Source organism: Streptomyces sp. IBSNAI002 (assembly GCF_052244475.1).
GTDB lineage: Bacteria > Actinomycetota > Actinomycetes > Streptomycetales > Streptomycetaceae > Streptomyces.
The window spans coordinates 3447613-3471462 of the sequence record NZ_JBQPXG010000002.1; the positions used below are offsets into that span (position 1 = coordinate 3447613).

General features: G+C 70.9%; 27 protein-coding genes and 1 tRNA gene. 11 read left to right on the plus strand and 17 right to left on the minus strand.

Annotated features, from left to right (window positions below; all coding sequences use genetic code 11):
- The first annotated feature begins 343 nt into the window (after positions 1 to 343).
- A complete protein-coding gene (locus ACTVZO_RS16730; protein ID WP_443299148.1) occupies positions 344 to 1057 on the plus strand; it encodes an HNH endonuclease signature motif containing protein in 714 nt (237 codons plus the stop codon).
- A gap of 48 nt (positions 1058 to 1105) precedes the next feature.
- Positions 1106 to 1189, plus strand: a tRNA-Leu gene (locus ACTVZO_RS16735).
- A gap of 54 nt (positions 1190 to 1243) precedes the next feature.
- Here ACTVZO_RS16735 and rdgB read toward each other — a convergent pair.
- From rdgB to ACTVZO_RS16755, 4 genes are all read right to left on the minus strand, one after another.
- A complete protein-coding gene (gene rdgB, locus ACTVZO_RS16740; protein ID WP_443299149.1) occupies positions 1244 to 1846 on the minus strand; it encodes an RdgB/HAM1 family non-canonical purine NTP pyrophosphatase in 603 nt (200 codons plus the stop codon).
- Between the two features lie 77 nt (positions 1847 to 1923).
- Positions 1924 to 2322: a hypothetical protein gene (locus ACTVZO_RS16745; RefSeq protein WP_443299150.1), complete on the minus strand. Its 399-nt coding sequence runs from the start codon at positions 2320 to 2322 to the stop codon at positions 1924 to 1926.
- Positions 2323 to 2418: 96 nt separating this feature from the next.
- Positions 2419 to 3144 (minus strand): ribonuclease PH, encoded by a 726-nt coding sequence (gene rph, locus ACTVZO_RS16750; RefSeq protein WP_030717976.1) that lies wholly within the window; start codon positions 3142 to 3144, stop codon positions 2419 to 2421.
- 96 nt (positions 3145 to 3240) lie between these two features.
- Entirely contained in the window at positions 3241 to 3474 is a 234-nt protein-coding gene (locus ACTVZO_RS16755) for a glucose PTS transporter subunit EIIB (RefSeq protein WP_069920430.1), read from the minus strand.
- 253 nt (positions 3475 to 3727) lie between these two features.
- Between ACTVZO_RS16755 and ACTVZO_RS16760 the strand changes: the two genes are divergently transcribed.
- The 3 genes from ACTVZO_RS16760 (at position 3728) to ACTVZO_RS16770 (ending at position 7633) form a co-directional block, all read left to right on the plus strand.
- Entirely contained in the window at positions 3728 to 5029 is a 1302-nt protein-coding gene (locus tag ACTVZO_RS16760) for a PTS transporter subunit EIIC (protein ID WP_443299151.1), read from the plus strand.
- A 367-nt stretch (positions 5030 to 5396) separates the two neighbouring features.
- The gene (locus tag ACTVZO_RS16765) at positions 5397 to 6623 is read left to right on the plus strand and encodes a PTS transporter subunit EIIC (RefSeq protein ID WP_443303195.1); all 1227 of its coding nucleotides are present in this window, start codon (positions 5397 to 5399) and stop codon (positions 6621 to 6623) included.
- Positions 6624 to 6718: 95 nt separating this feature from the next.
- A complete protein-coding gene (locus ACTVZO_RS16770; protein ID WP_443299152.1) occupies positions 6719 to 7633 on the plus strand; it encodes a DUF7916 family protein in 915 nt (304 codons plus the stop codon).
- Between the two features lie 48 nt (positions 7634 to 7681).
- On the opposite strand, the gene ACTVZO_RS16775 is transcribed toward ACTVZO_RS16770, so the two are convergent.
- Positions 7682 to 8434, minus strand: coding sequence for an MBL fold metallo-hydrolase (locus tag ACTVZO_RS16775; protein ID WP_443299153.1), 753 nt, complete (start codon positions 8432 to 8434; stop codon positions 7682 to 7684).
- 205 nt (positions 8435 to 8639) lie between these two features.
- Here ACTVZO_RS16775 and ACTVZO_RS16780 point away from each other — a divergent pair, with 205 nt between their 5' ends.
- Together ACTVZO_RS16780 and ACTVZO_RS16785 are read left to right on the plus strand one after the other, a co-directional pair.
- The gene (locus ACTVZO_RS16780) at positions 8640 to 9074 is read left to right on the plus strand and encodes a hypothetical protein (RefSeq protein ID WP_443299154.1); all 435 of its coding nucleotides are present in this window, start codon (positions 8640 to 8642) and stop codon (positions 9072 to 9074) included.
- On the plus strand, positions 9071 to 9427 hold the full coding sequence (locus tag ACTVZO_RS16785) for a DUF488 domain-containing protein (protein ID WP_443299155.1): 357 nt from the start codon (positions 9071 to 9073) through the stop codon (positions 9425 to 9427). The genes ACTVZO_RS16780 and ACTVZO_RS16785 overlap by 4 nt, the downstream gene beginning before the upstream one ends.
- A 65-nt stretch (positions 9428 to 9492) precedes the next feature.
- Here ACTVZO_RS16785 and ACTVZO_RS16790 read toward each other — a convergent pair whose 3' ends face one another.
- From ACTVZO_RS16790 to clpS, 8 genes are all read right to left on the minus strand, one after another.
- Positions 9493 to 9936, minus strand: coding sequence for a DUF7144 family membrane protein (locus tag ACTVZO_RS16790; RefSeq protein ID WP_443299156.1), 444 nt, complete (start codon positions 9934 to 9936; stop codon positions 9493 to 9495).
- 170 nt (positions 9937 to 10106) lie between these two features.
- On the minus strand, positions 10107 to 11057 hold the full coding sequence (locus ACTVZO_RS16795) for a PLP-dependent cysteine synthase family protein (RefSeq protein ID WP_443299157.1): 951 nt from the start codon (positions 11055 to 11057) through the stop codon (positions 10107 to 10109).
- Positions 11057 to 11335, minus strand: coding sequence for a MoaD/ThiS family protein (locus tag ACTVZO_RS16800; protein ID WP_443299158.1), 279 nt, complete (start codon positions 11333 to 11335; stop codon positions 11057 to 11059). The genes ACTVZO_RS16795 and ACTVZO_RS16800 overlap by 1 nt, the downstream gene beginning before the upstream one ends.
- 90 nt (positions 11336 to 11425) lie before the next feature.
- Positions 11426 to 11533 (minus strand): putative leader peptide, encoded by a 108-nt coding sequence (locus ACTVZO_RS16805; RefSeq protein ID WP_312847437.1) that lies wholly within the window; start codon positions 11531 to 11533, stop codon positions 11426 to 11428.
- An 88-nt stretch (positions 11534 to 11621) separates the two neighbouring features.
- Positions 11622 to 12044 (minus strand): Mov34/MPN/PAD-1 family protein, encoded by a 423-nt coding sequence (locus ACTVZO_RS16810; protein ID WP_443299159.1) that lies wholly within the window; start codon positions 12042 to 12044, stop codon positions 11622 to 11624.
- An 82-nt stretch (positions 12045 to 12126) separates the two neighbouring features.
- Positions 12127 to 13581 (minus strand): amino acid permease, encoded by a 1455-nt coding sequence (locus ACTVZO_RS16815; protein ID WP_443299160.1) that lies wholly within the window; start codon positions 13579 to 13581, stop codon positions 12127 to 12129.
- Between the two features lie 330 nt (positions 13582 to 13911).
- A complete protein-coding gene (locus ACTVZO_RS16820) occupies positions 13912 to 14514 on the minus strand; it encodes a DUF2017 domain-containing protein (RefSeq protein ID WP_443299161.1) in 603 nt (200 codons plus the stop codon).
- Positions 14514 to 14828, minus strand: coding sequence for an ATP-dependent Clp protease adapter ClpS (gene clpS, locus ACTVZO_RS16825; RefSeq protein ID WP_361750857.1), 315 nt, complete (start codon positions 14826 to 14828; stop codon positions 14514 to 14516). Before clpS ends, ACTVZO_RS16820 begins: the two co-directional genes overlap by 1 nt.
- 80 nt (positions 14829 to 14908) lie before the next feature.
- On the opposite strand from clpS, the gene ACTVZO_RS16830 reads away from it, so the two are divergent.
- Complete coding sequence (locus ACTVZO_RS16830; protein WP_443299162.1) at positions 14909 to 16237, plus strand: nicotinate phosphoribosyltransferase; 1329 nt, start codon at positions 14909 to 14911, stop codon at positions 16235 to 16237.
- A gap of 140 nt (positions 16238 to 16377) precedes the next feature.
- Complete coding sequence (locus ACTVZO_RS16835; RefSeq protein WP_443299163.1) at positions 16378 to 16983, plus strand: isochorismatase family protein; 606 nt, start codon at positions 16378 to 16380, stop codon at positions 16981 to 16983.
- Positions 16984 to 17021: 38 nt separating this feature from the next.
- Here ACTVZO_RS16835 and ACTVZO_RS16840 read toward each other — a convergent pair whose 3' ends face one another.
- Together ACTVZO_RS16840 and ACTVZO_RS16845 are read right to left on the minus strand one after the other, a co-directional pair.
- Positions 17022 to 17324, minus strand: coding sequence for a hypothetical protein (locus ACTVZO_RS16840; RefSeq protein WP_069920444.1), 303 nt, complete (start codon positions 17322 to 17324; stop codon positions 17022 to 17024).
- Positions 17325 to 17436: 112 nt separating this feature from the next.
- Entirely contained in the window at positions 17437 to 19794 is a 2358-nt protein-coding gene (locus tag ACTVZO_RS16845; RefSeq protein ID WP_443303196.1) for an immune inhibitor A domain-containing protein, read from the minus strand.
- 472 nt (positions 19795 to 20266) lie between these two features.
- Here ACTVZO_RS16845 and ACTVZO_RS16850 point away from each other — a divergent pair, with 472 nt between their 5' ends.
- Positions 20267 to 20617: a hypothetical protein gene (locus ACTVZO_RS16850; protein ID WP_443299164.1), complete on the plus strand. Its 351-nt coding sequence runs from the start codon at positions 20267 to 20269 to the stop codon at positions 20615 to 20617.
- Positions 20618 to 20646: 29 nt separating this feature from the next.
- Here ACTVZO_RS16850 and ACTVZO_RS16855 read toward each other — a convergent pair whose 3' ends face one another.
- The gene (locus ACTVZO_RS16855) at positions 20647 to 21411 is read right to left on the minus strand and encodes an RDD family protein (protein WP_443299165.1); all 765 of its coding nucleotides are present in this window, start codon (positions 21409 to 21411) and stop codon (positions 20647 to 20649) included.
- Between the two features lie 77 nt (positions 21412 to 21488).
- A complete protein-coding gene (locus ACTVZO_RS16860; RefSeq protein ID WP_443299166.1) occupies positions 21489 to 23093 on the minus strand; it encodes an RDD family protein in 1605 nt (534 codons plus the stop codon).
- Positions 23094 to 23351: 258 nt separating this feature from the next.
- Here ACTVZO_RS16860 and ACTVZO_RS16865 point away from each other — a divergent pair, with 258 nt between their 5' ends.
- A complete protein-coding gene (locus ACTVZO_RS16865) occupies positions 23352 to 23831 on the plus strand; it encodes an SsgA family sporulation/cell division regulator (RefSeq protein WP_443299167.1) in 480 nt (159 codons plus the stop codon).
- The last annotated feature ends 19 nt before the right edge of the window (positions 23832 to 23850 follow it).

A 23850-nucleotide genomic window follows, 5' to 3' on the forward strand; every position in this document is an offset into this window, starting at 1 on the left:
CTCCGTACGAGGGCCGCACACACGGCCGGAGGCAAGGGGAGCAGACCGTGGTCGATCCGTACAACCGCGACAGACTGGCCAGATCCGTCGCCGAATCCAACGGCTGGGCCGACCTGATGCGGAGGCTCGGCTCAAGGAGAGCGGCGGCCAACGCCGCGTACTGCAGGAAAGGGTCGCTTCGCTCGGAATCAGTAGCAGCCACTTCGCAAGGCGCAGTCCGTGGCGCAAGTACCCGGACGAGGCCATAGCCGCCGCGGCCGCTTCCTCGACCACGGTCCGCGAGGTAGCCGTCAAACTGGGAATCCCCCCTGCCACCGGCGCCCTGTCCCATATCGCCCGCCGGATGGTGGCTGCGGGCATAGACACGAGCCGCTTCCGCGGCATGCAGCGCAGCGGCATCGAACTGCCCTTCAGCACCGAAGAGCTGGCCATGGCCGCGGGCTCCTCCCACAGCATCCGCGGCACGGCTCGCGCTCTGGGCTTACCTGATGACGGCCGGTCCCGTTCCGCACTCGCAAGGATGCTGAAGGAGCGGGGCATCGACACCACCCACTTCCGCAACACCCGGTCGGCCGTTCCGGAGGAGGCCCTGCGCGCTGCCGTCCCGACGGCCATGAGCTACGCGGACCTCATGCGCGCCCTCGGCCTCGCCGTCAATGACGTGAACCACCGTCGCGTCCGGCGTCGCGTCGCGCAACTCGGACTCGACGTCACCCACTTCCGGCGGCGCGCCTGGGCATCCGACAGGCCGGCGCCGGCCAGGGCCACTGCAGCGGACACCCTCGTCAGACTTCCCGAAGGATCCCCCCGGACCAACCGCGCACGCCTGCACCGGGCGCTGCAGGAGATCGGAATCCCGTACCTCTGCGGAGGCTGCGGCAACCAGGGACACTGGCTCGGACAGCCGCTGACGCTCCAGATCGACCACGTCAGTGGGGATTGGCTCGACAACCGCCCTGAGAACCTCCGCTACCTATGCCCCAACTGCCACTCCTTGACGGACACGCGGTGCCGCAATCGCCGCCCAAGCCTGCGGCCCCCCGCGGGCGCCCCGTAGACTGACGACAGTCCAACCAGGCGCAATGTCCGAATTGGGCTATATGTCGCGGTTGTGGTGGAATTGGCAGTCACGCTTGGTTTAGGTCCAAGTGGGGTAAAACCCGTGGGGGTTCGAGTCCCCCCAACCGCACGTCAACGCCGAGGGTCCCGCACGCAACGCGTGCGGGACCCTCGGCGTACCCGCTCAGCCCAGGAGTTCCCTCACCGCCGGAACCAGGGCCCGGAAAGCCTGGCCCCGGTGGGAGATGGCGTTCTTTTCCGCCGGGGTGAGTTCCGCGCAGGTGCGGGTTTCGCCGAGGGGCTGGAGGACCGGGTCGTAACCGAAGCCGCCCGTGCCCGACGGGGTGTGGCGGAGGGTGCCCAGGAGGCGGCCCTCGACGACGCGTTCGGTGCCGTCCGGCAGGGCCAGGGCCGCCGCGCAGAAGAAGTGGGCGCCGCGGTGCTCGTCGGCGATGTCGCCGAGCTGGGCCAGCAGGAGCGCGAGGTTCGCGGCGTCGTCGCCGTGGGTGCCGGCCCAGCGGGCCGAGAAGATGCCGGGGGTGCCGTTCAGGACGTCCACGCACAGGCCGGAGTCGTCGGCGACGGCCGGCAGGCCGGTGGCCCGGGCGAGGGCGTGGGCCTTGAGGAGGGCGTTCTCGGCGAAGGTGACGCCGGTTTCCTTGACGTCCGGGACCTCGGGGTACGCGTCCGCGCCGACCAGCTCGTGCGGCAGGCCGCCGTCGGACAGGATGGCGTGGAGTTCGGAGATCTTGCCCGCGTTGCGGGTCGCGAGGATCAGGCGGGTCATGGTCACCGATTATGGCCTGCCCGCGACGCGCGCGGTCCCGCCGCCCTCGGTCCCGCCGCCCGCGCCCCGCCGGTGCGTCAGCCCGGGGTGCAGACCTTGGAGATCTCGCTCGCGGCGTCCGCGACCGGCTGGATGTCCGGGGTGGCGTCGCCGTTCTGGATGGCGTCGCGGACGTTCTTCACCGCGGTGTTCATCGAGCCGATGGCCTTGCTCAGGTCGGCGTTGTCCGTCTGGTCGCCGATCTTCTTGAGGTTGTCCTCGATCTGGTTGAGGGCGTTCTGGGCGTCCTGCGGGCTGTTGCCGGCCTGGGAGACCGCCTGCTGGAGGTCGTTCGCGCCGTCCGTGATGGCCACCGCGGTGTTCGCGCAGTCCATGGCCGTGGAGATCGCGTCGCAGGAGGACAGGGCGGGTATGGCCAGCGCGGCGGCCAGCGCCAGGGCGGCGACGCGGTGCTTCGGCTTCATCGTCTGCTTCATCAGGTCCCCAGGGGTCGGATACGTGGACGGGCGCACGGCTGTGACACCGTGCGCCCGTACCAGGACGGACGCGAATCCGCGCGCCGCGGTTGCCGCTTACAGTTCGAGCGCGCCCAGCTGGATGGCTTCGAGGTCCGCGCAGCCGCCGGCCGCCAGGTCCAGGAGGGCGTTGAGTTCCTTGCGGTCGAAGGGCTCGCCCTCGGCGGTGCCCTGGACCTCGACGAAGCGGCCGTCACCGGTGCAGACGACGTTCATGTCGGTCTCGGCGCGCACGTCCTCCTCGTAGCAGAGGTCGAGGAGCGGGACGCCGTCGACGATGCCGACGCTGACGGCGGCGACGGTGCCGGTGAGGGGCTTGCGGCCGGCCTTGATCAGCTTCTTCTGCTGGCCCCAGGCGACGGCGTCGGCGAGGGCGACGTAGGCGCCGGTGATCGCGGCGGTGCGGGTGCCGCCGTCGGCCTGGAGGACGTCGCAGTCCAGGACGATGGTGTTCTCGCCGAGGGCCTTGTAGTCGATGACGGCGCGCAGCGAGCGGCCGATCAGGCGGGAGATCTCGTGGGTGCGGCCGCCGATCTTGCCGCGGACGGACTCGCGGTCGCCGCGGGTGTTGGTGGAGCGGGGCAGCATCGAGTACTCGGAGGTGACCCAGCCTTCGCCGCTGCCCTTGCGCCAGCGCGGGACGCCTTCGGTGAAGGAGGCGGTGCAGAAGACCTTGGTGTCTCCGAAGGAGATGAGGACGGAGCCCTCGGCGTGCTTGCTCCATCCGCGTTCGATGGTGACCGGGCGGAGCTGTTCGGGCGTACGGCCGTCGATGCGAGACATGGCCCCGAGCCTAGCCCCTGTGGAGCAGCGCGAGGACCCCGTCCGGAGGGGTCCGGGACGGGGTCCTTGGCGGGTGGCCGAGCGGGTGGGCTCAGCTCACATCATGTCTTCGATCTCGCCGGCGATCGGGTCGGCGTCGGTGCCGATGACGACCTGGATGGCGGTGCCCATCTTGACGACGCCGTGGGCGCCGGCGGCCTTGAGGGCGGCCTCGTCGACCAGGCTCGCGTCGTGGACCTCGGTGCGCAGGCGGGTGATGCAGCCTTCGACTTCTTCGATGTTGTCGATACCGCCGAGCCCGGCGACGATCTTCTCAGCCTTGGTGGCCATGTGTTTCTCCTTGGGGGTCCCCCCGGACGGAGTCCGGGGGAGTTACGAAGAACGAGTCTCGGCGTCCGGCACGCGGGCAACTGCCCACACGGTCCGCTTTGTCACGGTAACGCACGGTTGGCCCAGCTACGCGAGCACATGACCGGTATCTGCCGAATGATGACGATCAGCAGCAACCTGCCCGCAACTGGTCTACACCAGTGTGCCGCACGCGTTGCGACTGCCAAAACGGGGCCGGCCAGGGAGGACGCCGATGAGCGCGAACAGCGCCGCAGCCAAGCCGCGAAGCCAGTGGCGGAGCGTCTTGTTCCAGGGGCTGCAGAAGATGGGACGCAGCCTGCAGCTGCCGATCGCGGTACTGCCCGCGGCGGGCATCCTGAACCGCCTCGGCCAGGAAGACGTCTTCGGCAAGGACGGCCTGAACTGGACGGACGTGGCCAAGGTGATGGCGGGTGCGGGCGGGGCCCTGCTGGACCCCGACCTCGGCCTGCCGATCCTGTTCTGCATCGGCGTCGCGATCGGCATGGCCAAGAAGGCGGACGGCTCCACGGCCCTGGCCGCCGTCGCCGGCTTCCTCGTCTACCGCGGGGTGCTGCACGCCTTCCCCAAGACCTGCCCCGAGGGGACGAAGAACATCGGCGGCGGCTGCCTGGGGCCGAACGACACCTTCACCGGATTCACCTACCAGAACCCGGGGGTCTTCGGCGGCATCATCATGGGCCTGCTGGCGGCCTGGTTCTGGCAGCGCTACCACCGGGTGAAGCTGGTCGACTGGCTGGGCTTCTTCAACGGACGCCGGCTCGTCCCGATCATCATGTCCTTCGTCGCCATCGCCTTCGCGGCGCTGTGCCTGTGGATCTGGCCGCCGGTCGGTGACGCACTGGAGAGCTTCTCCGACTGGCTGATCGGGCTGGGCTCGTGGGGCGCGGGCATCTTCGGCGTGGCGAACCGGGCGCTGCTGGTCATCGGTCTGCACCAGTTCCTGAACGTGCCGATCTGGTTCCAGTTCGGCTCGTACACGACGCCGGAGGGCGAGACGGTCCACGGCGACATCAACATGTTCCTGAACGGCGACCCGAATGCGGGCCTGTTCCTGTCCGGCTTCTTCCCGATCATGATGTTCGCGCTTCCGGCGGCGGCGCTGGCGATCACACACTGCGCGAAGCCACTGCGCCGCAAGGAGGTCGGCGGCCTGATGCTGTCGGTGGGCCTGACCTCGTTCGTCACGGGCATCACCGAACCGCTGGAGTACTCCTTCCTGTTCGTGGCGCCGGCGCTGTACGCGGTGCACGCGGTGCTGACGGGTGTGTCGATGGCGGTGACGTGGGCGCTGGGGGTGCACGACGGCTTCAGCTTCTCGGCGGGTCTGATCGACTACCTCATCAACTGGAACCTGGCGACGAAGCCGTGGCTGATCATCCCGATCGGCCTGTGCTTCGCGGTCGTCTACTACGCGGTGTTCCGTTTCGCGATCACGAAGTTCGACATCAAGACGCCCGGCAGGGAGTCGGACGAGGAGATCGAGGAGATGCAGAAGGAGAACACCAAGGCGTAGCGGTCGTCACCGGCCCGCGCGGGCCGGGTCTTTCGGCCCTGTTTCGAGGCCCTCGGATCTGCGGATCCGGGGGCCTTGGCCATGTCCGGAGGGCCGGTGGGCCCGATGTGGGGCCGGTGCGGGGCCGGTCACGTCCACGTGTGGTGTAGACCACAGGAAATCGAAGGTTCCTTATCTATCCCTCACCGTGTTACAACTGGTCTACACCACCTATTGGTGTAGACCACGCGGGCCTGTCTGGCCCGCGTACCCCCCTTTCTGAGACGTCGCCGTCCCCGGTTCTCCTCTGGCGGCGCCTTGCCCACTGGAGGAAGTTGTGTCCACGGCTGCCGCCCCCGCGGCTGAAAAGAAGAAGGGCGCTGGCGTGATGGCCGTCATGCAGCGCATCGGCCGGAGCCTCATGCTCCCCGTTGCAGTGCTGCCTGCCGGCGCGCTCCTGCTCCGCCTGGGCGCGGACGACATGCTCGGCGACAAGGACGTCTTCCCGACGTTCATCCTCAAGATCGCCGGATACATGGCCGCCGGTGGTGGCGCGATCCTCGACAACATGGCGCTGCTCTTCGCCGTCGGCATCGCGATCGGCTTCGCCAAGAAGTCGGACGGCTCGACCGCGCTGGCGGCCGTCACCGGTTACCTGGTCTTCCAGAAGGTGCTCGCCACCTTCACCGACAGCAACCTGCCTCAGGTCGCCAAGGTGGTCGGCGGCAAGATCGTCATGGTGGACGCCGCGGTCAACGCCGGTGTGCTCGGCGGTGTCGTGATGGGTGTCATCACGGCCCTGCTCTACCAGAAGTTCTACCGGACCAAGCTGCCGGACTGGGCGGGCTTCTTCGGCGGCCGCCGCCTCGTCCCGATCCTCTCGGCCCTCGCGGGTCTGGTCACCGGTATCGTCTTCGGCCTCATCTGGCCGGTCCTCGGCACGGGTCTGCACAACTTCGGTGAGTGGCTGGTCGGTTCCGGCTCCGTGGGCGCGGGCATCTTCGGTGTCGCCAACCGTGCGCTGATCCCGATCGGCATGCACCACCTGCTGAACTCCTTCCCGTGGTTCCAGGCCGGTTCCTTCGAGGGCGCCAACGGCCCCGTCCACGGCGACATCGCCCGCTTCCTCGCCGGTGACCCGAGCGCCGGACAGTTCATGACCGGCTTCTTCCCGATCATGATGTTCGCCCTCCCGGCGGCCTGCCTCGCGATCGTGCACTGCGCCCGCCCCGAGCGCCGCAAGGTCGTCGGCGGCATGATGTTCTCCCTCGCGCTCACCGCGTTCGTCACCGGTGTGACCGAGCCGATCGAGTTCACCTTCATGTTCATCGCCCCGGTGCTCTACGCGATCCACGCGGTCCTCACCGGTGTCTCCATGGCGCTGACCTGGGCACTCGGCATGAAGGACGGCTTCGGCTTCTCCGCCGGCGCGGTCGACTTCCTGCTGAACCTGGGCATCGCGAACAACCCGTGGGGCCTGGCCGGCGTCGGCCTCTGCTTCGCGGTGGTCTACTACTTCGTCTTCCGCTTCGCGATCACGAAGTTCAACCTCCCCACCCCGGGCCGCGAGTCCGACGAGGAGCTCGCCGAGCTGGCGAAGGCCGAGGCGAAGTAAGCCTGCGCGCACGCGCCGTAAAGGGTCCGAAGCCCCCGCCTTTCCTTCCGAAAGGCGGGGGCTTCGGCCTGTCCGCGCTGCATACCGTGGAAACCATGACAGAACAGCGCATCCTCGACCTCGATCGCGATCAGCTCGCCGCCCTGCGCGGCCGCGCCCTGACCCGGGCGGTGGCCGCCGCCGAGGGGCGGACCATGGTCGCCGAGGTCTTCGCCGAGCGCGCCGCGCTCTCCCCGCACCCGGACGGCCGCGGCGTGCACAACGCCGAGCTCGTGGCCGCCTTCGGCGCGGACATCGTCGTACTGAACCTCATCGAGCGGGCCTGGGACGGCGAGCGGCTGCGGCTGCCCGGGCTGGGCGAGTTCGCCTCGTTCACCGAGCTGGCCCGGGTGATCGGGCGGCCGGTCGGAGTGAACCTGGAGCCCGGCGACGTACCGGAGATCCGGCGCGCGAAGCCGGAGTACGCCAAGCGCCTGATCGACATGGGCGCGGCGATGCTGTGCATCACGGCGAACCCGGGCACGGGCGGCTCGTACGAGGCCATGGCGCGGGTCACCGAGGAGCTGCGCGGCGGGCTGGGCGCCGACGCGGCCCTGTGGTCGGGGAAGATGCACCACGCCGGGCATCCGGAGCGGGTCACCACGGCGCGGCTGACGGCGCTGGTGGACGCGGGCGCGGACGGGGTGGTCATGCCGCTGCCGGGGACGCTGCCCGGGGTGACGCGGGAGCTGGCCGCGGAGGCGGTGGCCGCGGTGCAGGACGCGGGGGCGATCGCGATGGGAGCCATCGGCACCAGCCAGGAGGGCTCCCACGCGAACGTGGTGCCGCAGCTGGCGCTGGGTGCCAAGGAGGCGGGCTTCGACGCGCACCACTTCGGGGACTCGTACCTGCCGGGCATGTGCGATCCGGAGGTGATGTACGCGTACTCGGTGGCGATCCGCGGCCGCCGGCACACCTGGGTCCGGATGGCCCTCGGCGGCCGGCAGGCGCGGCCCGCGGCCTCGGCCTAGGGGGTGTCTGACGGATGTCCGACGCCGCGGGCATCCGTCAGACACCCCCTAGACCTCGTAGACGGCGCCCGGGTGGGCGAGGTCGACGGGGCCGTCGTAGACCTCGCGGGCGTCGGTGATGTTCTGCTGTGCGTCCGTCCACGGCGGGATGTGGGTGAGGACGAGCCGGCCGACTCCGCCGCCCTGGGCGTACTGTCCGGCCTCGCGGCCGTTGAGGTGGAGACCGGGGATGTCCTCCTTGCCGTGCGTGAAGGAGGCCTCGCACAGGAAGAGGTCGGCGCCTTCGGCGAGGAGGCCGAGTTCGGGGCAGGTCCCGGTGTCGCCGGAGTACGTGAGCGAGCGGCCGCCGTGCTCGACGCGGATGCCGTACGACTCGACGGGGTGACTGACCCGTTCGGTGCGGACTTGGAAGGGGCCGATCTCGAAGGTGCCGGACTTCAGCGTGCGGAAGTCGAAGACCTCGCTCATCGAGCGTTCGTCGGGGACGTCGTCGTAGGCGGTGGTCAGGCGCTTCTCGGTGCCGTCGGGGCCGTAGACGGGGATGGTGCCGCAGCGGCCGCCCTCGTGGCGGTAGAAGCGGGCGACGAAGTACGCGCACATGTCGATGCAGTGATCGGCGTGCAGATGGCTGAGGAAGATCGCGTCGAGGTCGTAGAGGCCGATGTAGCGCTGGAGATCGCCGAGGGCGCCGTTGCCCATGTCGAGGAGCAGCCGGAAGCCGTCGGCCTCGACGAGGTAGCTCGAACAGGCCGATTCCGCGGACGGGAACGAGCCCGAGCAGCCGACGACGGTGAGCTTCATGGAGCGTGAACCTCCGTGGACGGTCCGTGGACGGAATGCGGGCCGTGCGTGGGTCGAGCGTAAGGCGCGAAACGACCGGTCGCTCCTCCACGGCGGGCCGTTGTGGGGGGAATCACCTGTGCTGTCACCCGGGGGAGCGACGGCGGGCACGGGCGTTGCCGCACGTTGCCATGCCGGGGCGTTCCCGCACGGCTACGGTCGAAACATGGACACGTCCTGGTGGCCCGCGGTGGCCGCGGTCGTGGTCGTGGCGGTGGTGGCACTGGTCGCGCTGGTCGCCGGGAGGCGGCTGGGGCTCCCCCGCCGGGCCAGGCCCGGGCCCGCGCACGGTCCCGGGCCGCCGCCGAGGCCCCGGGCGGGTGAGCTGTGGTACTTGGCGGACGGCCGGGTCTGCCTGGTGCTGGCGGTCGGGCAGGTACGGGGGCACCGGGCGCGGGTCGCGTGGATCAGCGGGAAATACGACGACCGGCGGGCCGGTGTGATCCCGCTGCCGCCGGGGACGGTGGGGGCGCAGGGCCGTACGAGTTTCCTGGAGGCCGACCGGCCGGAGGACGTGTCGTTGTGGGAGTTCGGGAGGCGGGTGGGTGTGCTGGATCCGGTGGTGTGGGACGAGGTCAAGGGACTGGGAGGCGGGCGGTGATCCGGGTGCGGCGGGTCTACGACGCCCCGGAGCCGGGGGCGGACGGGGTGAGGGTGCTCGTGGACCGGCTGTGGCCGCGGGGTCTGTCGAAGGAGGCGGCGGCGGTGGACTCCTGGCCGCGGGCCGTGACTCCGTCGGCGGAGCTGCGCAAGTGGTTCCACGCCGGCGGCAGCCCCGGTGAGTTCCGGAGCCGCTACGAGGCGGAGCTGGCGGAGCCGGCGGCGGTGGCGGAGCTGGAGCGGCTGCGGGAGCTGGCGGCGGAGGGGCCCGTGACGCTCCTGACGGCGGTCCGGGAGCCGGCCTCGAGCCATGCGGCGGTCCTCGCGGAGCTGCTGGGCGCCGGGTCCGGGTGAGTGCGGTGAGCGCGGCGGGCCGGGGCGCCCCGTGGGCGCCCCGGCCCGCGGCGGGCCTTCGCGGGTCAGAAGGCGCTGGGGCTGCGGTCGGTGCACAGGGCCCAGATCACGAACACCCCGATCGCGATGGCGATCAGGGACCAGAACGGCTGGTAGGGCAGCCACAGGAAGTGCAGGATGATCATTACGCCGGTCAGGGCGATGCCGACGGCCCGGCCCCATGTCGTGCCCTTGAGGATGGCGATGCCGACGATCAGGACGACGATGCCCAGGAGCAGGTGGATCCAGCCCCAGGACGTCAGGTCGAACTGGAACGAGTAGTTGCGGACCCGGAACAGGACCTCGTCCTTGGCGAGCGCGGCGATCCCTTCGAAGATCGCGAACACGCCGTTGATCATCATCAGGACGGCGGCGAACAGCACGCCTCCCGCCGCCCAGGGGGATCCGCTCCCCGCGGGAGGGGGTTTGCCGGACGTGCCGGGGGCTGCGGGGCTGGGAGTGGTCGTCATCGGGCCACCACCCTCTCTGTGGGGTCGGTCGGGCACGTTCAGCGTCTGCCCGTACCGCCGTCCCGGCGACTTCCGTGGGCCATTCGGGCGACGTACGACCGGATGCGCCGCGGCCCGCTCCCCCGGTGGAGGGAGCGGGCCGGGGGCGCGCGAGGAGGGGTGGCCGGGGGCTACGCCCAGAGCTGGCCCTGGAGGACCTCGATGGCCTCTTCCGTGGTCGCGGCCGTGTAGACGCCCGTCGAGAGGTACTTCCAGCCGCCGTCGGCCACGACGAACACGATGTCCGCCGATTCGCCCGCGGCCACCGCCTTGCGGCCGACGCCGATCGCCGCGTGCAGTGCGGCTCCCGTGGAGACGCCGGCGAAGATGCCCTCGAGCTGGAGGAGTTCCCGGGTCCGGGTGACGGCGTCCGCCGAGCCCACGGAGAAGCGCGTGGTGAGCACGGAGGCGTCGTAGAGCTCCGGGACGAATCCCTCGTCCAGGTTCCGCAGGCCGTACACCAGGTCGTCGTAGCGCGGCTCCGCTGCGACGATCTTGACCCCGGGCACGTTCTCGCGCAGGTAGCGGCCGACGCCCATCAGGGTGCCGGTCGTGCCCAGGCCCGCCACGAAGTGGGTGATGGACGGGAGGTCGGCGAGGACCTCCGGGCCGGTGGTGGCGTAGTGGGCGCCCGCGTTGTCCGGGTTTCCGTACTGGTAGAGCATCACCCAGTCGGGGTGCTCGGCCGCCAGTTCCTTGGCGACCCGCACCGCGGTGTTGGATCCTCCCGCCGCCGGCGACGAGATGATCTCGGCTCCCCACATGGCCAGAAGGTCGCGCCGCTCCTGCGAGGTGTTCTCCGGCATCACGCAGACGATGCGGTAGCCCTTGAGCTTGGCCGCCATCGCCAGGGAGATCCCGGTGTTGCCCGAGGTGGGCTCCAGGATCGTGCAGCCGGGGTACAGCCGTCCGTCCTTCTCCGCCTGCTCGACCATGTGGAGCGCCGGGCGGTCCTTGATCGAGCCGGTGGGGTTGCGGTCCTCGAGCTTCGCCCAGATGCGGACGTCCTCCGAGGGCGACAGCCGGGGCAGCCGGACCAGCGGCGTGTTGCCCACGGCGGCCAGCGGGGAGTCGTAACGCATCAGACAGCGCCGCCGGCCACGGCCGGGAGGATGGTGACGCTGTCGCCGTCCTTGAGCCCGGTGGAGATGCCGTCGAGGAAGCGGACGTCCTCGTCGTTGAGGTAGACGTTCACGAAGCGGCGCAGCTGGCCTCCGTCGACGATGCGCTCCTCAATGCCCTTGTGCCGGGTCTCCAGGTCGGAGAAGAGGTCGGCGAGGGTGGCGCCCTCACCGGACACGGCCTTCTCGCCGTCGGTGTAGGTGCGGAGGATGGTGGGGATGCGGACCTCGATGGCCATGGCTGGCTCCAGTCGTGAGTGACGGCGTGAGAACGTGAAGGCGCGCGGGTTCGTGGCCCCCCGCGCGAGGGGGCTCTGGTGCTCTGGTGCTCAGACGGCGGGACAGATCGCGCTGGCGAGGCGGCACAGGTCGACGTGCAGCCGCGCCACGAGCAGCAGCCTGCCGGGCGTCTCGATGCTCACGTCGTGGGAAACCATGCGGTCATGTTAACGATTCCAGGTCCCCCGTTTGGAGTGGGATCCCGCATCGTGGACGCATTGCGCTCACATGCTGGTCACCGGTGGGTCAGTAGGCCTCGACGACCTGCACTTCTTCCTCGGTGATCTCGCCGTCGACGATCCGGTACGAGCGGAACTGGAACTCCCCGAGGCCGTCCGTGTCCGCCGTCGAGACGACCACGTAGTGCGCTCCGGGCTCGTTCGCGTAGGTGACGTCCGTGCGGGACGGGTAGGCCTCGGTCGCGGTGTGCGAGTGGTAGACGATCACCGGGTCCTCGTCGCGGTCGTCCAGCTCGCGGTAGAGCTTGAGGAGGTCCTTCGAGTCGAACTCGTAGAACGTGGGCGAGCGGGCCGCGTTGAGCATCGGGACGAAGCGCTCGGGCCGGCCGGTGCCCGCCGGTCCGGCCACGACGCCGCACGCCTCGTCCGGGTGGTCCCGGCGGGCGTGCGCGACGATCCGGTCGTACAGGTCCTGGGTGAGGGTCAGCATGAGCGACAGGATAAGCAGACGGGCCCTCCCGTACCGAGGAGTGGTACGGGAGGGCCCGAATGGTGGACAGAGGTCCGTGGCCTCAGGCGTCCACGTCCAGCGAGACCTTCACCGAGGTGCCGCCGTCCTGGCCGCGGCGCTGCGAGAACAGGTAGCCCAGGGCCAGGATCAGACCCCACAGCGGGGCGCAGTACAGGGAGACGCGGGCGTCCTTGTCGGCGCCCATCATCACGATGACCATGCCGATGAAGAGCAGGGCGAACCAGCTCGTGTACGGGGCTCCGGGGGCGCGGAAGGAGGACTGCGGCAGCTCGCCGCGGTCGGCCTTGGCGCGGTAGCGGAGCTGGCAGACCAGGATCATGATCCAGGCCCACATGCCGGAGATGGTGGCGAAGGAGACCACGTAGTCGAAGGCCTTGCCCGGGGCGACGTAGTTGATCCAGACGCCCACCAGCATCAGCGCGGCGGAGAACGTGGTGCCGATCAGCGGGGTGCCGCTCTTGGTCAGCTTGGTGAAGAACTTCGGGCCCTGGCCGTTGAGCGCGAGGTCGCGCAGCATGCGGCCGGTCGAGTACATGCCCGAGTTGCAGGAGGACAGGGCGGCGGTCAGCACGACGAAGTTGACGATCGCGGCGCCGATGCCCAGGCCCATGCGCTCGAAGGCGGCGACGAAGGGCGAGACGCCGGGCTGGAAGTGCGTCCACGGGACGACCGACAGGATCATGATCAGCGCGCCGACGTAGAAGACGGCGATGCGCCACGGCACGGTGTTGATGGCCTTGGGCAGGGTCTTCTCGGGGTCCTTGGACTCGCCGGCGGTGACGCCGACCAGCTCGACGGCGAGGAAGGCGAACATCACGATCTGCAGGGTCATCAGCGTGCCGCCGATGCCCTTGGGGAAGAAGCCGCCGTCGTTCCACAGGTTGCTGACGGTCGCTGTGTCGCCCGCGTCGGAGAACCCGATGGTGAGGATGCCGGCGCAGATCAGGATCATGCCGACGATGGCGGTGACCTTGACCATGGAGAACCAGAACTCGAGCTCACCGAAGAGCTTCACGGAGATCAGGTTCGCGCCGTAGAGGATGACGGTGAAGATCAGCGCGTACGCCCATTGCGGGAAGCTGTCGTGGGTCCAGTACGACATGTACTGCGCGGCGGCGGTGACCTCGGTGATGCCGGTGACCACCCAGAAGAGCCAGTACGTCCAGCCGGTCACGTACCCCCAGAAGGGGCCCAGGAACTCGCGGGCGTAGTCCGAGAAGGAGCCCGAGACGGGGCGGTACATGAGCAGCTCGCCCAGGGCCCGCATGATGAAGAAGATGACCAGGCCCGCGATGGCGTAGGCCAGGATCAGGCTCGGACCCGCTTTGGAGATCGCCTTGCCGGCGCCCAGGAACAGGCCGGTGCCGATGGCTCCGCCGATCGCGATCATCTGGATCTGGCGGGCGCCGAGTGTGCGGTGGTAGCCCTCGCCGCCCTCGCCCCGCGTGCCCTCTCCGGGCGTCTTGCCGTGCTGCTCGACCTGCACAGAGGTCATGTCTGGTGCGCCTTTCTCCACGCCGACCCGCGCCTTCTGATGGCTGCGGATCGGGTCCTCGATCCCCCCGGATACGGATGGAGTTGCACGCCGGCGGTCAGCCGGTTCAAGCAGGCCGCGGGTCATGGGTGGCGTCCCGGCGGCGATCGTGAAGATTTATCACGTGCTTACGGGTGCCCGAGGGCGAAAAATGTGACGCAGGACACCACAATTTCAGGACATAGATCCTGAAACAGATCAGACCACCGCATCGCGGTGATCTGATCGTTATCCGGATTTGAGCGTCCGCTGAGCGAACGCCGTACGCCCTTGAGGGTCCCCAGAGGGTCGTCAGAGGGTTTCGATGAGCGTCTCCTGGAGGCCGCCCAGCCAGAGGTACGCCATCACCATCGGCTTGCGCGGATCGTCGTCCGGCAGCCGGAACAGCACGGCACTCTCGTCGTCCTCGGTGATGTCGAGGCGGGCCGCGATGGTCAGGCGCAGGTCGTTGAGCGCGCCGAGCCAGCGCAGCGGCAGCTCCCCGGTCAGCTCGAGCAGCGCCGCGCCGTCGCCGGCCGGGGTGAGCCGGTTCAGGCTGTGCACGACGGCCAGGACGTCCTCGCGCTTGCGGGTGCGCAGGTCGTTCTCGGTGAAGCGGCGGAACTCCGCGGAGCGGGCCCGCAGCTCCTCGGCGTCCTCATCGGCGCCGGGGCCGCCCGGGCCGCCGTAGGCGTCGGGGAAGAGCCGGGCCAGCGCCGGGTCCGCCGGGGGCTCGGTGGGGCCGTCGGCGGCGAACAGCGCGGCCAGCGGGTCGGCGTCCTCGGCGGGCTCGGGCTCGCCGGGGCCGATCAGTTCGAGCAGCTGGACGGCGAGGGAGCGCAGGATGGAGATCTCGATCTCGTCGAGCGCGATGGCGGCGCCGCCGCCCTTCAGGGACTGGAACGTGCCGCCCATCAGTTGCGGTCCTGGGAGAGGGTCGCCCACAGGCCGTAGCCGTGCATGGCCTGCACGTCGCGCTCCATTTCCTCGCGGCTGCCGCTGGACACGACCGCCCGCCCCTTGTGGTGGACATCGAGCATCAGCTTGTGCGCCACGTCCTTCGAGTAGCCGAAGTACGCCTGGAACACGTACGCCACGTAGCTCATGAGGTTGACCGGGTCGTTGTGCACCAGGGTCACCCAGGGGACGTCGGGTTCGGGGACCGCGAAGGTCTCTTCGGCCGACTCGGTGCGTTCGATCTCAATGGGAGCAACACTCACTTGTCCCATGCTGCCATCGTGACGGGCCCGTCGCACAAACGGGTCCTAGATCTCGTCACTTTGACGAAATGTGCGCTAGCATCGCCGGCATGAACCCTGCGGACCTGGGCCTGCCGGTGGACGTGCCGTCGACAGCGCTCTTCACGGACCATTACGAGCTGACGATGCTGCAGGCCGCCCTGGCGAACGGCACCGCCGACCGCCGCTCGGTCTTCGAGGTGTTCACCCGCCGGCTGCCCGAAGGACGCCGCTACGGCGTGGTCGGCGGAACCGGCCGGGTGCTCGACGCGGTGGAGAACTTCCGCTTCGACGGCGCGGTGCTGGACTTCCTGCGCGAGCGGGCCGTCGTGGACATGCGGACCCTGGACTGGCTGGCCTCGTACCGCTTCTCCGGCGACATCTGGGGCTACCCGGAGGGCGAGGTCTACTTCCCCGGCTCCCCGGTCCTGCGCGTCGAGGGCAGCTTCGCCGAGTGCGTGCTGCTGGAGACCGTGATCCTGTCGATCCTGAACCACGACTCGGCGATCGCCGCGGCGGCCTCCCGGATGTCCTCGGCGGCCGGCGGGCGGCCGCTGATCGAGATGGGCGCCCGGCGCACGCACGAGCTGGCCGCCGTGGCCGCCTCGCGCGCCGCGTACGTGGGCGGCTTCACCTCCACCTCGGACCTGGCGGCCGGATTCCGGTACGGCATCCCGACGGTCGGCACGAGCGCCCACGCCTTCACCCTGCTGCACGACAGCGAGCGGGACGCCTTCACGGCCCAGGTGGCCTCGCTGGGCCGGGACACGACCCTGCTGGTGGACACCTACGACGTGGCGGAGGCGGTGCGCACGGCCGTGGAGGTCGCGGGCACGGAGCTGGGCGCGGTCCGCATCGACTCCGGCGACCTGCTGCTGGTGGCGCACCGGGTGCGGCAGCAGCTGGACGAGCTGGGGGCCACGCAGACCCGGATCGTGGTCACCTCGGACCTGGACGAGTACGCCATCGCCTCGCTGGCGGCGGCGCCGGTGGACGCGTACGGGGTGGGCACCCAGCTGGTGACGGGCAGCGGGCACCCGACGTGCTCGATGGTCTACAAGCTGGTGGCGCGGGCGACGTCGGCGGACCCCAAGGCGCCGCTGGCGCCGGTGGCGAAGAAGTCCACGGGCGGCAAGACCTCGCTCGGCGGCCGCAAGTGGGCGGCCCGCCGGGTCGACGCGGACGGCGTCGCCGAGGCGGAGGTCATCGGCACCGGCCCGGTGCCGGCCGCGCTGGCGGACCGGCAGCTCCTGACGCAGCTGGTCAAGGCCGGCGAGGTCATCGCCCGCGAACCGCTGGAGGCCGCCCGCGACCGGCACCGCGCCGCACGCGCCGGCCTGCCGTTGTCGGCGACCCAGCTCTCGCGCGGCGAGGCCGTGCTCGCCACCGAGTATATCTGAGCCGGGTGCGGCGGCCTCAGGGCCCCGCCCGGGGGCCCTCCCGGCCGTAGCCGGGGGAGTTTGAGGCCCGGGGGTCCCGGGGCAGAGCCCTCAGCAGCCGGCCCGCACATCCACACCCGCCGAAGCGAAGGGCACGCGACATGCACCGCGCACTGATCGTCGTCGACGTACAGAACGACTTCTGCGAGGGCGGCAGCCTCGCGGTGACCGGCGGAGCCGACGTGGCCGCCGCCGTCACGGAGCTCATCGGACAGGCCACCGCCGGCTACCGGCACGTGGTCGCCACCCGGGACCACCACATCGACCCGGGCGGCCACTTCGCGCACCCCCCGGCCGAGCCGGACTACGAGACGTCCTGGCCCGTCCACTGCGTCGCCGGGACCGAGGGCGTCGGCTTCCACCCGAACTTCGCCCCGGCCGTCGCCTCCGGCGCGGTCGCCGCCGTCTTCGACAAGGGGGCGTACGAGGCCGCGTACAGCGGGTTCGAGGGGGCCGACGAGAACGGGACGGACCTCGCGCGCTGGCTGCGGGACCGGCACGTCACCGAGGTGGACGTGGTCGGCATCGCCACCGACCACTGCGTCCGGGCCACGGCCCTCGACGCCGCCCGCGCCGGCTTCGCCACGCGGGTCCTGCTGGACCTGACGGCCGCAGTCGCCCCGCACACCACCGCCCGCGCCCTGGACGAGCTCCGAACCGCCGGAGTCGTCCTGATCGGCGGCCGGGCGCCCGGCGGGGACGTCTAGGGGGTGTCTGACGGGTGTCCGGGGCCCCGGGGTCCCGGCTAGGTGCCCAGCAGGGCCCGGATCGGGTGCCAGAGCTCTTCGGCCACGTCGGGCGCGCAGCGCCACAGCAGGCCGTCCGGGTGGTGCAGGACCGCCGTGACCTCGTCCGGGGTCGGGGGCTGCGCGTTGCCCCGCAGGTACACCGCCCGCATGCCGAGGTTCCGCAGCCTGGTCAGGGCGCGGGCCCGGTTCGCGGCGTGCACCAGAACCCGGACATTTCCCCCCTCTCCCGAGGGTCGCGGCAGCGTGAGCGCGACCACCACGCTGCCGCCTGGCAATCTGACGAAACCTCCACCGGGCATGGCTGTCATCTCCCCCGTCAATAAGAAACTCGCACCACGCATCTAAACGCGATCGGCCGCCGCCCGCTAGGGGGCGACGGCCGATCATGCTTTGACCTGCGGTTTTACCGAATTACTTCGAAGAGGGACCGACCTCGATGGTCATGACCTCACCGTCGTAGGTCTCCTTCAGGATCTTGATCTTGGTGTTGGTGTCAGTGACCTTCACCGATCCCGTCGGGTTCTCGTCGTAGAAGTACTTGCCCTTGCGGTCGTCGAAGACCAGCTGCGCGGGCTTCGGCTTCAGGAAGAGCGACTCGCCGTTCTTGTGCAGCGTGAACGCGTCCGTCGAGTACGCGCTGAAGGTGGCGTCGTACGGCTGGATCTTGTTGCGCAGCAGGGTGCCGTCCGCCCACTTCATCGGCTTGGCGTTGGCGTCGATCGGCAGGATCAGACCCTGGCCCGGGTGCTGGCTGGTGTTGTTGTCCTTCTGGGAGGTGTCCCACTGCCAGATCAGCAGGCCGTCCTGGTACGGGTAGTGCTCGACCCAGTCCGGACGGGTGTTGCCGAAGCCGAAGTTGTACGGGCCCACCTTGAGGGTGGAGTCGTACGAGACGTAACGGCGGTTCTCGGCCAGGTAGTACTGCGCGTACTCCTTGGTGAAGTTGGCGCCGATGCGCGAGAAGCCCTTGCCGGTCCAGCCGTTGTCGCCGTTCTCGGCGCCGTCGGTGAACAGCGCGGAGCCGTCCGCGGTCAGGGTGACGGCGTCGGCGGTGAAGCCCTTGCCGCCCGCGCCGCCGTCCGTCTGGTAGCGGAAGCGGAGGTCGATCTTCTTGCCCGCGTAGGCGTCGAGCGGGAAGTTCAGCGACTTCCAGGCACCCGAGACACCGGTCAGCGACGGGTTGCCCGCCGCGTCGACCGGAAGCGCCGTGCCGTCGGCCGTACCCGCGAGGGCGGTCCAGTTGGCGCCGCCGTCGGTGGACACCTCGGTGTAGAGGTAGTCGTACTCGGCCTCGATGTCCCACCAGCCCTTGAGGGACAGTGCGGCGGACGTCTTGCCCGTCAGGTCCACGGAGCGGGTGAGGGTGTTCTTGAGGTCGTCACCCATGTTGCTCCACCACTGGGCGGAGCCCTCGGCGGGAGCGACGACGTCGGTCTGGACCTTCTTCTTCGGCAGCTCGACGACCAGCGCCTGCTTGTCCTTGGTGTTGTACTCCGCCACGCCCAGCTTGTGGGTGGACTTCGTCGCGGCCTTCGCTGTGTCGTAGTTCAGCCAGCCGAGCTGGAGCTTGTCCCAGGCCGTCATGTCGCCCGGGAGGTCGCCTATGGAGTCCTTGCCGGTGCCGAGCCAGGAGCCGGCCGACATCAGGGACCAGAAGCCGACCGAGTTCTCGCCGCCACCGGAGGTGTCGTAGAGGTCCGGCAGGCCGAGGTCGTGGCCGTACTCGTGCGCGAAGACGCCGAGGCCGCCGTTCTCCGGCTGCATCGTGTAGTCGCCGACCCAGATGCCGGTGTCACCGATCTGGGTGCCGCCGGCCTTGTTGTTGTCCGGGCCGGTCTTGCCCGCGCTGGTGCCGTACGCGTACCAGCGGTGCGCCCACAGCGCGGTCGTGCCCTGCACGCCGCCGCCGGCCGACTCGTCCTCGCCCGCGTGGACGATCTGGAAGTGGTCGATGTAGCCGTCGGGCTCGTTGAAGTTGCCGTCGGCGTCGAAGTCGTAGCGGTCCCACTGGTCGTACTGGGCCAGCTGCGCCTTGATCTGCGCGTCGGTCTTGCCGGCCTTCTTCTGGGCCTCCGTCCACGCGAGGACGCCGTCCTTGACGGTGTCCCACACGTTGGAGCAGTTGGTCTGGCCGCAGTAGTTGGAGCCGTAGCGGCCCTCGTTGTACGGGACCTTGACCCAGTCGGAGACCTCGCCCTCGACCGAGTAGCGGCCCGAGGAGGTCTTCTCGTAGTAGGTCTTCAGCGAGTGCTTGCCCTGCCCCGTACCGAAGTACAGCTCCTGGAAGTAATCGCGGCTGAAGTCCTTGCGCCACGCCGTGGAGTTGTCGTTCGCGCGGTCCGGCTGGGCGATCGTGTTGTGCAGCGGACCCGGGGTGCCGCCGTACTTCTGGACGGGCGGCTTCGGGCCGGGGCCGTCCGGGTCGTACATGGTCGTGTCGTCGACCTGGTCGCCGAACTCGACGAGGATCGTGAAGATCTTGTCGGTCTTCTCGCGGCCGAGCTCGACGTACTTCTTGTCGTCGAGCTTGACGACCTTGGAGGCGCCGCGCTGCTCGACGTCCTTCTTGCCCGTCAGGACCTGGTCCAGGGCGGCCTTGCGCTGCTGCGCCTGCTGCTCGCTGAACGGGCCCCGGAGGTCGTGTTCGACCACCTTGGCAGGAGCGGTCGGGTCCTGCCGGTCGGCGGCCGGGGCGGCGCCCGGGCCCTTGTCGTCGGCCTGGGCCGAGGCGACGGTGAAGAAGGTGGCACTGGTGGCGCAGGCGGCCATGGTCACGGCGACGGCGGCGGTACGAAGCGCACGCCGTCTGGCGGAGTTGCTGGTCACTTGATGTCGTTCCCCTCCCGCGGCCGCATGGACGGTCGGAACGTCTCCATAGGAGCGGGGGGTTCCGCGCGGCGCGCGTCTCAAGTGACGACATTTGACCGGAGAGTCGAAAGAAAAGACAGACCTTGACTTGTTCCTTACAACTGCACTATGCGGTCAGCGAGTTCCGCTATTCGGACGTTCCGCTGCCATATGGGGCGAAGGCCGCTTCACGGTCGTCCGGCGCGCGCCTCGGCGGGGCATTTCGGGGCCCACGGCGGCGTGCGGCATGACCCCGTGCGCCCCCCGTGCACCGGCACCGTGGGTTAGGTCACGCTTACTGGCGGTTCCGCTCGGGCATCCCCGTCGTAGAGTCACTTGACACGCGACCGAGTTGAGCCGACTCCCCCTCCCCTCCCTGAGGACGGATATCGCCATGCCGCGTCCGACTGCCGCACAGCTCGCCTACGGGTCCGCCACCGTCGTCGTGTCGACGATCGCCATGCTGCTGCTCTCGCAGACGAGTTCGGGGCTCTGGATCGCGCTCATCGCCGCCGCCGCCCTCGCGCTCGGCCTGCTCGTCGCCGTCACCGTGCCGCTCCCGCGGCGCAGGGGCCGCCACGCGGCCCGCCCCGGCTCGGCCCCGGCCGCCACGACCGCCCCGGCCCCGGCGCCCGCCCCCGCGCCCGCGCCCGTCCCGGCGCACCTGCCGTACGCGGACGCGCCGACGGCCGCCCGGGTACCCGAACCCCGGACGGCCGCTGCCGAACACCCCGTTCACCACTGACACGACCGGGCGCCCGCGCGCCCCGGCGGCTAGGTGGTGGACTGCACGACCACCGTCCTGCCGACCTTGTCGTGCAGGCCCTGCTTGTACGGCTTGTCCACCAGGATCGAGATCACCAGCGCGATCGGCCACAGGCAGAAGCAGCAGATCAGCGTCGGCAGCCAGAGCACGGCGGCGCGGGCGAGGGCCGGGCTCGACTGCGGGACGCTGCCGTCGTTGAGCATCGCGACGCGCAGGCCCATCGCCTTCTTGCCGATGGTCTGGCCGTTCTTGTGGGTGAACCACCAGTCGTAGCCGATGTACGCGACGATCGAGATCAGCGTCATGATCAGGCCGCTGCCGCTGTAGGACCGCGTGATGACCTCGCTGATGTCCTCGCCGCGGTTCGTCTCGACCATGTACCGCTTGGTGCCGAAGGCCAGTTGGATGAGGAACAGCGGCACGGCGACGATGATCACGTCGATGACGCGGGCGACCAGCCGCTTGAAGAAGTCGGCGAGCGGGGGCATCCCGGCGAGCGGATCGGGCATGCCGTAGCCGCCGCCACCGCCGTACGGGTCACCGCTGCCGTTGTACGGGGGCGGCGGGGGCGGGTATCCGCCCCCGCCGGGCGGGTATCCGCCGCCGCCCGGGCTGCCGGGGCCACCGGGGCCGCCCGGGCCGCCGGGGGGCGGGGGGCCGGGGGGCGGTGAGCCGTACGGCGAACCGCCCGACGGAGGCGTCGGTTCCTGGGGCTTCTTGAGGAACGGGTCGTCCTCGGGGCGTTCGCCCGGCGGCGGCTGGTCGGTACTCATGGCCCGAGTCGAACCCGGCACCGACGGCCCCGCAACGCGACGCGGTCCATCCGGGGGACCGGCCCGTCACGGGCGGCTCAGCGGGCCACGTACGTCCCGGCCGCCCTGTCGTGCCAGGCCCGGCGCCGCGGACGGTCGACGAGGCACCAGAGGCTGCCGGGGAAGCCCAGGAAGGCGTACACCAGCCAGCGGCGCAGGGCCGCGCCGACGGTGGGCGGGCGCAGCGTCGCGGTGGCCAGAACCCGCACGCCGAGCAGCTTCTTGCCCGGGGTGCGGCCCCAACGGGCCGTGGGCAGGGCCTCGTAGAGGACTCCGAAGACGAACACGGTCCCGAGGACCAGGCCGAGGTGGCCGGCGATGGTCCCGTCGAGCAGCCAGACGGTGGTGGTGCGGCCGCTCTCCCGGGCGGCGTCCACCTTGGCCTGGAGGTGGGCGGTGGCGTCGGGGAGCAGGGGCCACGCGGCGGCGGCCGCGACGGCCGCGAAGACCAGGGAGTCCACGGCCCGGGCCACGGCCCGGCGGACCAGCCCGGCGGGCCGCACGGCCCGCTCGGCCATCCGCTCGAACACGTCCCGCGGGGTCGTCTGCCGTCCGCCTGTTGCCTCCCGCCGGGGGGCGTCCGCCTCCCGGCGGCCGGCCGGGGCCCCGACGGGCTCGCCGCGGGGGCGCCAGCCGCCGGGGTCGGACTCCCGGCGGGACGGGGAGGGCTCGCCCTTCCGGGGCGGGGTCCAGGGCTCGGCGGGGGCCTGGGCCCCCGGGGCGGCCTGCCTGCGGGGCGCCGGGGCTTCGGCGGCCTCCCCACGGGGCCGCCGGCCCCCCGCGTCTGCCTCCCGGCGGGCGGCCGGGGCTTCGGCGGGCTCGACGTGGGGGCGCCAGCCGCCGGGGGCGTCCCCGCGGTGGCCCTGTGCCTCGGGGCCTGTCCGGCGCGGGGGCCAGGGCTCGGCGGGGGGCTCGTCGCGGGGTGCGCGGGGCTCCGGCGGTGCCGTGGCCCCGGTTGCCGGGATGGAGGGGCGCACGCCCGCAGGTCGGGGCGGCCAGGGCTCGGGACGGGCCGCGGCGGCCGGGGGCTCCGGGGCCTCGGACGCCATCTCGGGCCAGGAGGACGTCAGGCCGGAGCCTCTGGACCCGCCGGCCCCACCGGGCGCGTCGGGCCACGCCGGAGCCGGGGCCGGAGAGGGAGCCGGGGCCGCGGCCGCCGGGGAGCGGGCCGACAGGATCCCGGCCGCGGCGGACGGCGTACGGGCGAGGGAGATCCCGGCGGCGGGGGCGCGGGCCGCGAGCGGGGCCGGCCCGGGCGCCGGCCCGGGCGCCGGCCCGGGCGCCGGTTCCGGCCGCTGCCCGGGCTCCGCCGGGCTGCCCCACGACACCCGGTGGTCGCGCGGCCCGCCGAAGCCGGCCTGGTGGAGGGGGTCGGCCTGCCACACCGCCTGACCGCCCGCCGGCCCGACGTCCGGCCCGGCCACCGGCTCGGCCACCGCCTCCGTCGCCGAGGTCTGGTCCAGGAACACCGGCCCCGTCTCCTCCACCGGCACGGACACCGGCACCGGAACCGCCGGGGCAGGTCGGCTCGTACCCGGAACCCAGGCGGCGCCGTTCCAGTACCGGACGTATCCGGGGATGGACGGATCGGGGTAGTAGCCCTCGCGGGCCGCGTGCTCGCCGTCACCAGGGGAGGCCGTCAATGTCCCCAACTCCGATCGTGGCTTGAGGCATGTGCAAGGCAGGACCATAGCCAAGAACCGCCCCCCGACAGGTCCGGTAACGGGAGATTCCAAACCTTCGGGCGAACCCCGGGCCATGCGACTGTTTCCGGTCACCCGACAGAATTCGGCCAACCTTCGATTCGCCCCCCGAAGTCGCGTCATACCCGGGTACACGGGAGCTCTCTCCAGGTGTGGGGCGCGCTCCGCGCCCGCGCACCGAACCGAAGTGAGGCCGTCATGCACCACCCCGTCATCGAGCGCGAGCTGGAACTCAAGCTGGTCCTGTCCCCCGAGCGCAGCGTCCCCGTCCCGGCACGGCTCCTCTACCTGACGGACGACCCGTACGCCGTCCACATCACCTTCCACACCGGCTCCAGCGCCCCCGTCAACTGGACCTTCGCCCGCGAGCTGCTGGTCGAGGGGGTGTTCCGCCCGTGCGGTCACGGCGACGTCCGGATCTGGCCCACCAAGATCGACAACAGGTCCGTGCTCTGCATGGCCCTCAGCTCGCCCGACGGCGACGCCCTGCTGGAGGCCCCCGCCGTCTCCGTGTCGGCCTGGCTGGAGCGCACCCTGCGCATCGTCCCGCCCGGCACCGAGGCCGAGCGGCTCGGCCTGGACGACGCCCTGGCCGAGCTATTGACCCCGACCCCGGCCGACGAACTGTGGCTGCGCGACCCCTGGCCCTCGGACGAGTCCGCCGAGGGGGACCTGTGACGCCGGACGGGGAATCCGC